Annotated in this window: 7 protein-coding genes and 1 pseudogene; 3 read left to right on the top strand and 5 right to left on the bottom strand. The window is 55.0% G+C overall.

Features of this window, described 5'->3' with window-relative positions:
- The first annotated feature begins 306 nt into the window (after positions 1 to 306).
- Together ABYV26_RS14765 and ABYV26_RS14760 are read left to right on the top strand one after the other, a co-directional pair.
- Positions 307 to 1,704: a KamA family radical SAM protein gene (locus tag ABYV26_RS14765; RefSeq protein ID WP_372682119.1), complete on the top strand. Its 1,398-nt coding sequence runs from the start codon at positions 307 to 309 to the stop codon at positions 1,702 to 1,704.
- Positions 1,705 to 1,777: 73 nt separating this feature from the next.
- Positions 1,778 to 2,005 (top strand): transglutaminase N-terminal domain-containing protein, encoded by a 228-nt coding sequence (locus tag ABYV26_RS14760; protein WP_372682118.1) that lies wholly within the window; start codon positions 1,778 to 1,780, stop codon positions 2,003 to 2,005.
- Here the strand turns inward: ABYV26_RS14760 and ABYV26_RS14755 are convergent.
- From ABYV26_RS14755 to ABYV26_RS14735, 5 genes are all read right to left on the bottom strand, one after another.
- Positions 1,962 to 2,552 carry an NF038143 family protein gene (locus ABYV26_RS14755; RefSeq protein WP_372682117.1) on the bottom strand — a complete coding sequence of 197 codons (591 nt, stop codon included), beginning with the start codon at positions 2,550 to 2,552 and terminating at the stop codon, positions 1,962 to 1,964. The genes ABYV26_RS14760 and ABYV26_RS14755 overlap by 44 nt on opposite strands.
- Before the next feature lie 5 nt (positions 2,553 to 2,557).
- Positions 2,558 to 2,908, bottom strand: coding sequence for a hypothetical protein (locus ABYV26_RS14750; protein ID WP_372682116.1), 351 nt, complete (start codon positions 2,906 to 2,908; stop codon positions 2,558 to 2,560).
- An 89-nt stretch (positions 2,909 to 2,997) separates the two neighbouring features.
- Positions 2,998 to 4,761: a YeiH family protein gene (locus ABYV26_RS14745; RefSeq protein ID WP_372682115.1), complete on the bottom strand. Its 1,764-nt coding sequence runs from the start codon at positions 4,759 to 4,761 to the stop codon at positions 2,998 to 3,000.
- A 404-nt stretch (positions 4,762 to 5,165) separates the two neighbouring features.
- Positions 5,166 to 7,106 carry a DUF3365 domain-containing protein gene (locus tag ABYV26_RS14740; RefSeq protein WP_372682114.1) on the bottom strand — a complete coding sequence of 647 codons (1,941 nt, stop codon included), beginning with the start codon at positions 7,104 to 7,106 and terminating at the stop codon, positions 5,166 to 5,168.
- Positions 7,107 to 7,389: 283 nt separating this feature from the next.
- Complete coding sequence (locus ABYV26_RS14735; RefSeq protein ID WP_372682113.1) at positions 7,390 to 8,349, bottom strand: DMT family transporter; 960 nt, start codon at positions 8,347 to 8,349, stop codon at positions 7,390 to 7,392.
- A gap of 401 nt (positions 8,350 to 8,750) precedes the next feature.
- On the opposite strand from ABYV26_RS14735, the pseudogene ABYV26_RS14730 reads away from it, so the two are divergent.
- Positions 8,751 to 8,942, top strand: a pseudogene (locus ABYV26_RS14730) (hypothetical protein); the annotation flags it as partial.

Below are 8,942 nucleotides of genomic sequence, written 5' to 3'. Positions count from 1 at the left end.
GTGGAATGCAGGCATAGTCACACAGTGAAGTAAATTGTAAGAATGGATGTTTGCCCGTTTTGCCCGCTCCCAGACATTCCTCTTATGTCCTCCAGATTCGCCTGGCTATCCAGCAGGCACCTTTCAAGGTCCAGACCAACGCGCGAAAAACTGAAAAACTAAACAACCGACGGTGTCTTTTCCCAAAGACCTTGACGAACCTTTCGGATATCGTGGTTTCAGAGCTGTACATCGTATGGACGGCAGTTTTGGTACCGCCCAACCCGGACGACCGGTAATAAATGAAAGGAAAAAACGTAAAACTATATGAAATACAAATCGTTTACACTTAAAAATATTCATACGATTCCGCAATTGAAATGTCTTGGAGACACCGCCGTATCCGACATGGATGTTGTTGGCAGGGTGTTGCCATTTAAAACGAATAATTATGTGGTTGATGAACTTATCGATTGGGACAACCATGAACATGATCCGATGTACACCATTAATTTCCCCCAGAAAAGGTTGATGGCCCGGCAGCATTTCAACCGGATCTCCGATCTATTGAAATCCGGTGCGAACCGTTCCGTCATCAACCGGGCAGTTCAGGGAATAAGGCTTGGACTTAACCCGCACCCGGCCGGTCAGCTTGAATGCAATATCCCTGAACTGGACGGCCGCAAGGTGAACGGCATCCAGCACAAGTACAGGGAAACCATGCTTGTCTTCCCGGCCCAGGGCCAGACATGCCATGCCTACTGTACGTTTTGCTTCAGGTGGCCGCAGTTTACCGGAATGAGTGACCATAAAATGGCTTTGAAACAGGCGGAGTTATCCGCTGAATACCTTAGGCGCCATCCTGAAATCACAGATGTTCTTTTATCGGGTGGTGACCCCATGATCATGAATGCCGGCCGGCTGGAGATCTATCTCGATGCGCTGCTGAACTCTGGTTATTCCAATCTTAAGACGATCAGAATCGGGACCAAATCACTGTCTTTCTGGCCTTACCGGTACTTGACTGACAAGGATTCAGGAAAAATACTGGAACTTTTCAGGAAGGTAACCGATTCAGGCATTCATCTTTCCATAATGGCGCACATTAATCACTACAGGGAGATGTCCACTTCCGCGTTTCGTGAGGCTGTGAAACGCATCAGGCAGACCGGTGCCGCAATCAGGTCCCAGTCTCCTGTTTTAAACCATGTCAATGCCGTTTCCGCTGTCTGGAAAAAAATGTGGGTCGATCAGGTTAACCTTGGTATTGTTCCCTATTACATGTTTGTCCCCAGAAATACCGGCGCCCACAGATTCTTTTCTATCCCTCTGGTCAAGGCATTTGACATATTCAGAGATGCATTCAGTCAAGTCAGTGGCCTTGCAAGGACAGTCCGAGGACCAAGCATGTCAGCCATTCATGGAAAGATCAAAATCGATGGGATTCCTGAAATCAACGGGAAAAAATACCTATCTCTGTCTTTTATCCAGGGCCGGTCTGCGGATTGGGTGAAAAAACCATTTTTCGCGGAATATAATGAAAGCGCCTGCTGGCTTGATGAACTGGAACCGGCTTTCGGAGACAACACGTTCTTTTTTAATCGCAGTGAATCCGGACTCATGGGAGCGGATGCGTTCAATGCCGAAATTGGCATGTTTTCATCCGCCATCCAACGGTCTTCGGACGCGGCTGAGCTTTCGTTCCCTCTCCATCGTAACGCGTGACTCCCTTCCGGTCATATTTATGGGAAGGATTTTCCCTGATGCTGTGGATTGAACATGCAGAATAAGAAGTCTTATGCAGCGCTATAAAATCCTTCATCGCACCTATTACCATTTTTCAGGACCAGTGAGGTTCGGACCCCATAAATGGCACCTTCGTCCGAGAGAGGACGATGATCTTCGCATCGAGTACCCGTTTTCCGATCCATCCGTCCCCTTCCATCCGCCGACCGCCGCTTTCGGAAACCGGGTGTGCGGCTTCAGGGAAAAATCGATTCGGCAAGCTGCCGGCGCAGGCTGGTGACGCTCTCTTCCATGAGCTTGATGATGCCGTTCACGTTCTCGGTGGTTTTTTCAAGGTGAGGTTTGAGGGCTGCATCGAAATCCCGCTCCACCTGGTTCAGGCGGTTGAGGAATAGCAGATAGTTGGTGCGGGTTTTATACGTGGATTTGACCAGCGCGGGGTAACTGCTGCCTTGGGCCAGGATCAGGTCCCGGTAGTGCTCGACGAGAAGGGTTACCCAGGGTCGGTAGCCGTGCCGGGTCTCGGCCGGAACGTCAGAGGCTTGAACCAGCCTCTCGATGTCCGGATGTTGACCGTTTTCAGCGGACTGCAGGGCTTCGTCGAGCGCGCGTTGCCGCGTAATCAGGAATTTTTCGGCAAAGGTCTTGCGGCCTTTGGCGTACCGCTTTAGCTGCCAGAAATAAAAAATGAAGAACACAGGGATGAGAATCATCCAGACATCCAGCCGGGGCTTGTCGATTACTTTTGCGGAGACCTGGGCGGCAAACCGCTTTTCGTCGTCCAGGATCAGATCCCGCTTGTGGCTCAGGGTCGGTGTGTCAGTCATCCGGCTCACTCGGGCAGGTATCTGAAGCCGACGCATAGCATGAGGAGGCAGGTGACGATGCCGGAAATAAACGGCCACGTCAGGCCGAACGCGTCCGGTGCACCCATATCCAGGGATTGCCTCAGGTATTTTTCCCCGGTGTAAGCCCCTTCGATCTCGGTGTAGAAATAGGCGCCGGAATCGATGTCGTTCTCTTCGATGACCTGAACGATGTCGTCCATGCTGAAGATGTATGGTTGGAGCCAGGGGCCCACCACCACGGCGAACAGCCAGAGCGATAAAAAGGTCAGCCCTAAGATACCCCATGCCTTGACGCGGGGCATGGGGCGGTTGTCAGTCGCTATCGCTGATTCCATTGGAATCGTCTTCCTTTCGGTAATCTACCTCGATGAATGCCCCCGGCGGCAATTGCCACCGGGGGCATTATGCGTTCACCATACATCGTTTAGATGGTGGCGGTCAACTCGGGGAAGACCACGTAGAACATGATGTACGCCATTACCAGGGTCAGGAGCAGGTTGAAGGACTGCCCCACCACGTAGAGGATGAACGGCTTGCCGCCGACCAGGTGTTCTTTCAGCTCGCGGAAGTTGGTGGCCAGGCCGATGCTGACGAAGGAGAGGCAGAAGAACCACCCGCGGAACAAGTCGCCCATGCCCTTGACGACGCCCTGGTCGATCATGGCCGGTCCAAGCCCACTCACCTGGCTGTTGAAGGACGTATAGATCAGGGAGAAGATGATCGAGGCGCCGATGAACCCGAGCACGAATTTGGGAAAGCGGTACCAGATCTCGATGGCCCCGACTTTATGACCCGTCTCGGCGGCCTCAACCCGGGTGGTGAAGTACAGGGCCACGAAAAAGGCGATGACGCCGATGAGTACGTTCTGGATCATCTTGATGGTTGCTGCCACGTACAGGGCTTTTTCACCCAGGAACGCGCCGGCAGCGGCCACGGCACCGGTGGCGTCGATAGTGCCGCCCATCCAGGCACCGCCAAGAACCAGCTGCATGTCCTCCGGAAAAGTGGATTTGATCACGGCAGGCATGACGATCATCATGATCGAGGTGAAGACCAGGGAGAGACCGACAGCGAGGGTCAGCTCCTCCTTCTTGGCCTTACAGGCCGCCGCCGTGGCGATGGCGGCCGAGACGCCGCACACCGACATGTCTGAGCAGATGGTGGCATTGAGGCGCTTTGAGGGTATTTTAATGACCTTCTGGCCGAACCAGTAAGTCACGAACCAGACGGTGGGGGTGACCACCCAGGCCACGAAGATGCCGGCGGTGCCGATGGTGATGATCTTTTCAAACAGGATGCTGGCGCCCAGGAGCACCAGACCGGTCTTGATGTAGTACTCGGTCTGCACGGCCGGCAGGGCCCATTTTGGGGTTCCCACCGTATTGGAGATCAGCATGCCGAAGAAGATGGCCCAGGCGGCGTACCCGATGCCGTACTGCTTCATGGTGGCCTGGCTGCTGGCCAGGTAGGCGAGCACGGCCACCAGGAATACGAAGACGAACCCGATTACGAACTTGCCGAAATCCTTGCCCATGGCTTTCATACCGATGCCGAAGAAGACGGCGAAAGAGGCACACAGGAAGATGAGCCAGCCGACCTGGTTGTAGGGGCTGACCTTGGTTTTGCTTTTGGCCTTGCTGGCGGCCAGATGGGCGTTGCGCCATGCTGCGATAGCGGCTTTGGCTTCGGCGTTAAGTGCGGGGTCACTGAACCCGGCGGCTTCGGCGGCGGCTTCGGCGGCCGTGGCCAGGGCCAGCGCCTCGCTTTCGGGGATCTTGGCCTTGTCATAGCCGGCGACGGCCTTGGCCTTCTTGGCGTCTGCTTTTTCCTGGCTCATGAAAAAGGCGTCCATGGGGTTGGTGCTCCAGCCGTGGGTCTTTTTCGAGAAGGTGGACATCCATTTCCCGGCCGGGATGGAATTGGCCTTGACCCCTTGTTTGGCGTCATAGAGCTGGTACCAGGCGATGGTTTTAAACTTGTCGGTGCGTTGGGCCGCCTGTGAATACTTGGCTTCGATGTCCATCAGTTTGGACTTCATGGCGCCGGCCTGGGGAAAGTAGAGCACGGCCCCGGCCAGGAGAATGAAAAAGCCGAGCCAGATGGCCCACCAGTCTTCTTTCTCCCACAGTTCCGACCACTCCCACTTGCCAACGTCTTTGACGATCTGGCTGTCCGAATTCGCTGCCATTTAACTCCTCCTTTGGTAATAGAGATAGGTTGAATCAAGGGACCGGTGGTCCTGGTGTTAATTTCAGGCGGTCGGGTCGCAAGTGCATGCCAACCCGTGAAAGGAAATGTTTAGCAATATGGGTGCCACGATGTGGGAAGTCTAAAAACGATAATGATAACAAATGAATAAGCTGATTCTCTGCGGTGGGGATTGGCGACGGGGTGTCACCTTCGGGCGGCATCAGTTTTCAGAAATGCCGGCAAAGACCGATGATGTTAAATGGCAATCATTTAAAATAAATATAGATTAAATATGGTTAATGAAACCATCCTGATGGTTGAAACACATGCAGCTTAAATGCGGCAGTGCTGCTCCAAGGCTGCAGGTGTTCGTCCGGTCCTAAGCGACGGCTGCCTTGCCGTTCACGGCTGATCGGCAGGCAGCAGGATATTGAACGTAGTGCCCTTCCCGGGGGTGGAATCCACCATGATGCTTCCGTTGTGCTGCTGGACAATGCCGTAGCTTACCGAAAGCCCGAGTCCGGTGCCTTTTTCCGGTCCTTTGGTGGTGAAGAAAGGATCGAAAATTTTGGAGATGTTTTCTTTGGAAACGCCTTGCCCGGTGTCGGATATGTCGATCGCCAGGTGCTTGCCGTCATTTTCCATCCTGGTGCTTACGGTAATGCGGCCGCCATCCGGCATGGCCTGGGTGGCGTTGATCAGCAGGTTCATCAGCACCTGTTTGATCTTGTTGCCGTCCACGGTTATGCGGGGGAGCGCTGCATCGAATTGCCGTTCGATGGTGAACTTGTTCTTTTGAAGCTGAAGATCCAGTACGGAGACCACTTCTTCGATGCAGGCGTTGATGTCGGTTTTACTCATGCGGGGCTCGGCGGCCCGGGAAAAGTTGAGCAGCGCTTCAACCACGCCACGACACTGGTCGGTGTGCTTGCGGATGATTCCCACATCGCTGAGGATCTGGGGGTCCGGTGGCTGCGACTTGGCGATCAGGTTGGCATAGCACTGGATAACGCCCAGCGGGTTGTTGATCTCGTGGGCTACGCCGGAGGCCAGCTGGCCGATGGAAGCCAGCTTTTCCGCCTGGGCCAGGTACTTGTCCATCCGTCGCATTTCGGTGACGTCCCTGAGCATGGCGGTGATGCCCGCAAAGGAACCATTTTCATCCTTCCTGGCCGTTGCCGAGACCATGATGGACATTTTGTTGCCCTGCCGGTCTACCATTTTCACCTCCAGGCTGTTGACGAAACCCTGTTCACTGATGGCCCGCGAAAAGTTGGCGGCATCCCGCGTGTCGAAAAATATCTGGAAATAGGTTTCCATGGACAGGGCCTCGACGCGGTCCATGAAGCCGAACATGACGATGCCTGCCGAATTGATATCCATGACCCGCTCCTGGTCGTCGATGATGAGGATGGTGTCCTGGCTGGTTTCGAACATGAGCCGGTACTTGGTTTCAGAGGCTTTCAGGTTGTTGTGGGTCTGTTGAAGCTCGAGGGCGGCGATTTCGAAGGCACTTTTCAACTGGTCCACCTCGTCACCACTGGTCAGGGGCAGCACCACCTCGTCACCGCTCGTCGGGCCGGGGATATTGCGGAAGGTGGACAGCAGGCCTTTCAATTCCAGTACGACGGTCCGGTTGAACAGCAGATAAAAAAGCCCCCAGAGGAAAAACAGGGAGACAATGGCCACCAGAAAAGTGAGCCAGGCCGCCTCCTTGATCCTGACGAAACTAAAGCCCACCGGGATATAAATCGTATCGGCCGCCACCACGTCCCCTACTCGGTAGCCGTACCCACCGGCGATTCCGTAGATATCTTTCATGTCCGCCGGCGCATCCGCAGGCAGGCCATGGCATTGCAGGCATTCCGCTTCGGCGTAGATGGCGCGCATTCGGGCGTAATAGGCCTGGCCGGTTTTGGTGATCATGCCCTGCCACTGGTCATGGCCCCGGTTGTCGGCGAACCACCGCAGCATCTCCTTTTCAAATCCATCCGCCTGGTTGATCGGGTTCATCGGATTGGCGGCCGCCCGCCGGTATTCGAACTCCGGGAAGCGCTCCCGGATGCGGGACATGACCTCCCGTCCGACATAGGAGGTGGACATGGCCTGGGGCATGAAGCCGTCGGCCGGCATCAGCGCCGCCACATGGGGGCGCAGCACGTCTTTGACGTAGGTTCGGGTGGCATCGGCCGTACTCTCAAGGAGCTGGGTCTCCTTGTAGATTTCTTCTTCGACCATTTCCTTCAGGAAGTGATAGGCGATGGTTGCGGCGGTGACGCAGTACAAAAAAAGGATGCAGCCGGCACCGAACTGGAATTTGGCTTTTACGGAAAGTTTTTTCATGAGCGACGTTCCTCAGTGATTGGATATTGTGCAGTTGACGCTAGTGCACTTCCTGAACATTATACAAGATGGGATGCATAGGCAACCATTGCAGAGATGACGATTGACGCCTTCACCCCAACGATGGAGCGGCATGCTTAGATGATCCCAAAGGATTAATGGTCACCCGTGTCTCGAACATCAAACAATATCGAAATTCTTTCAGATTGGAAATGCAGTTCCTCGACAACGATATCCACGCAGGTTGTCTATTAAACCGGTTAAAGCTGATCCAACAGACTTTTCACGGCTTCCAACCTTCAGGACGGCTTGACTCATGTGGTTGCCGACCTTTTTTCATGGCCACAATCCGTGAACGAAAGGCGGGCAGGTCGATTTTAGCAAGGGAAAGGGCGTTGCCGGCAAGAATGACGGCCACACCCGCCACGGCGGGCAGCGACCATTGATAACCCTCGAGCATGGTGGAGATGATCAGGGCGATGACGGGAAACAGCAGGGTGGCGTAAGAAGCCCGATCCGCGCCGATGCTGCCCACCAGCGTCAGATAACAGCCGAAGGCGATCACGGAGCCGAACAGGGCCAGGTAGAGCAGGGAGATGATATAGGGCGCGGACAGATCAATGGTGAAGGGCTTCCCAGCGATCAGGACCGCAGCGAGCATGAGCAGCGTCCCGTAGGCCATGCCGTAGGCGTTGGTCTGGACCACCGGCAGACCGTGTCGCTGGTTGCGGGCGGATAGGATGTTGCCGAAGGAGGCCAGAAGTGTGGCGGCCATGCTCAGCACAAACCCCCTGAAGCCATCGTCAGCCAGGCTGAAGCCGGACAGCTCGGGCCAGAACACCAGGCAGATACCCGCAATGCCCAGGAGCGCGCCACCGATCACGTTGGTCCGCAGCGGGGTTTTCAAAAAGAGGCGACCGTTGAGGATGTTCCAGAAGACGATGGTGGAAAACATCACCGCGACGATGCCGCTGGTCAGGTGCACCTCTGCCAGGTAGAACAGCCAGTAGTTGACCGCAAACAGGCAGGCGCCCTGGAGGGCGATGAACAGGTGGTCGCGCACGGCAAAGTGCATGGGCAACCCCCGCAGGCCGCACCAGGTGAATAGCAGGACCGACGCCAGGCTAAATCGGTAGACCACCGACACCAACGGATCCACCTCGCCCAACTGGAACTTGATTCCCAGCCATGTCGATCCCCAGATCAATACCGTAACGGTGTAAAGTGACAGGTTTCTGATCAATGCGGCACCCGTTTCGTTGTTGTTGCGTCGATGACCTTAATCGCAAGGCTGGAACTGCCTTGCACAGACGACCTGGACGCTTTCTACCACCGCGTCGGTGCCAGGTACAGATGCAGAATCCAAAATTGACGGATTCGTATAGAGCTCGATCCGCCTGAGGCGGATAAATATCGGCGTTACGCTTCAGCCCTCGTCACGGCGGCGCACCGTAAGTACCCCTCATACCTCTAAATTCGCAAGCCTTGATCTCGGGCTTGTTACGAATCCGTTTAACATGAGTTTTATTACGACTTCATCAAAATTGACAAATCACCGCGATTCTGGCAAGTTGCATCGATCCTGACATCGAGACGGCGGGCAATCCCAAAACGCCTCAACACTTTCACACGCATCGAAAAACCATGAGCGTAGACGCGATTCTGAACCATCCACGACTGAAGCTGCTTTTGGCCCTGTCCCGAACCCCCCACGGGGTTATCGATATCGCCACGCCGGCGTTGGCTGCGCTTTTGTGCCTGGGCCACTTTCCCCCGCTCGTCACCACCCTGCTGGGGTTGGCCACCGTGTTTGCCGGGTACACGGCCGTCTATGCC

Origin of the sequence: Desulfosarcina sp. (genome assembly GCF_041551955.1) — a bacterium.
Lineage (GTDB): Bacteria > Desulfobacterota > Desulfobacteria > Desulfobacterales > Desulfosarcinaceae > Desulfosarcina.
The sequence above is the reverse complement of the archived record's forward strand: the minus strand, read 5'-3'. Positions and strand labels throughout refer to the sequence as shown.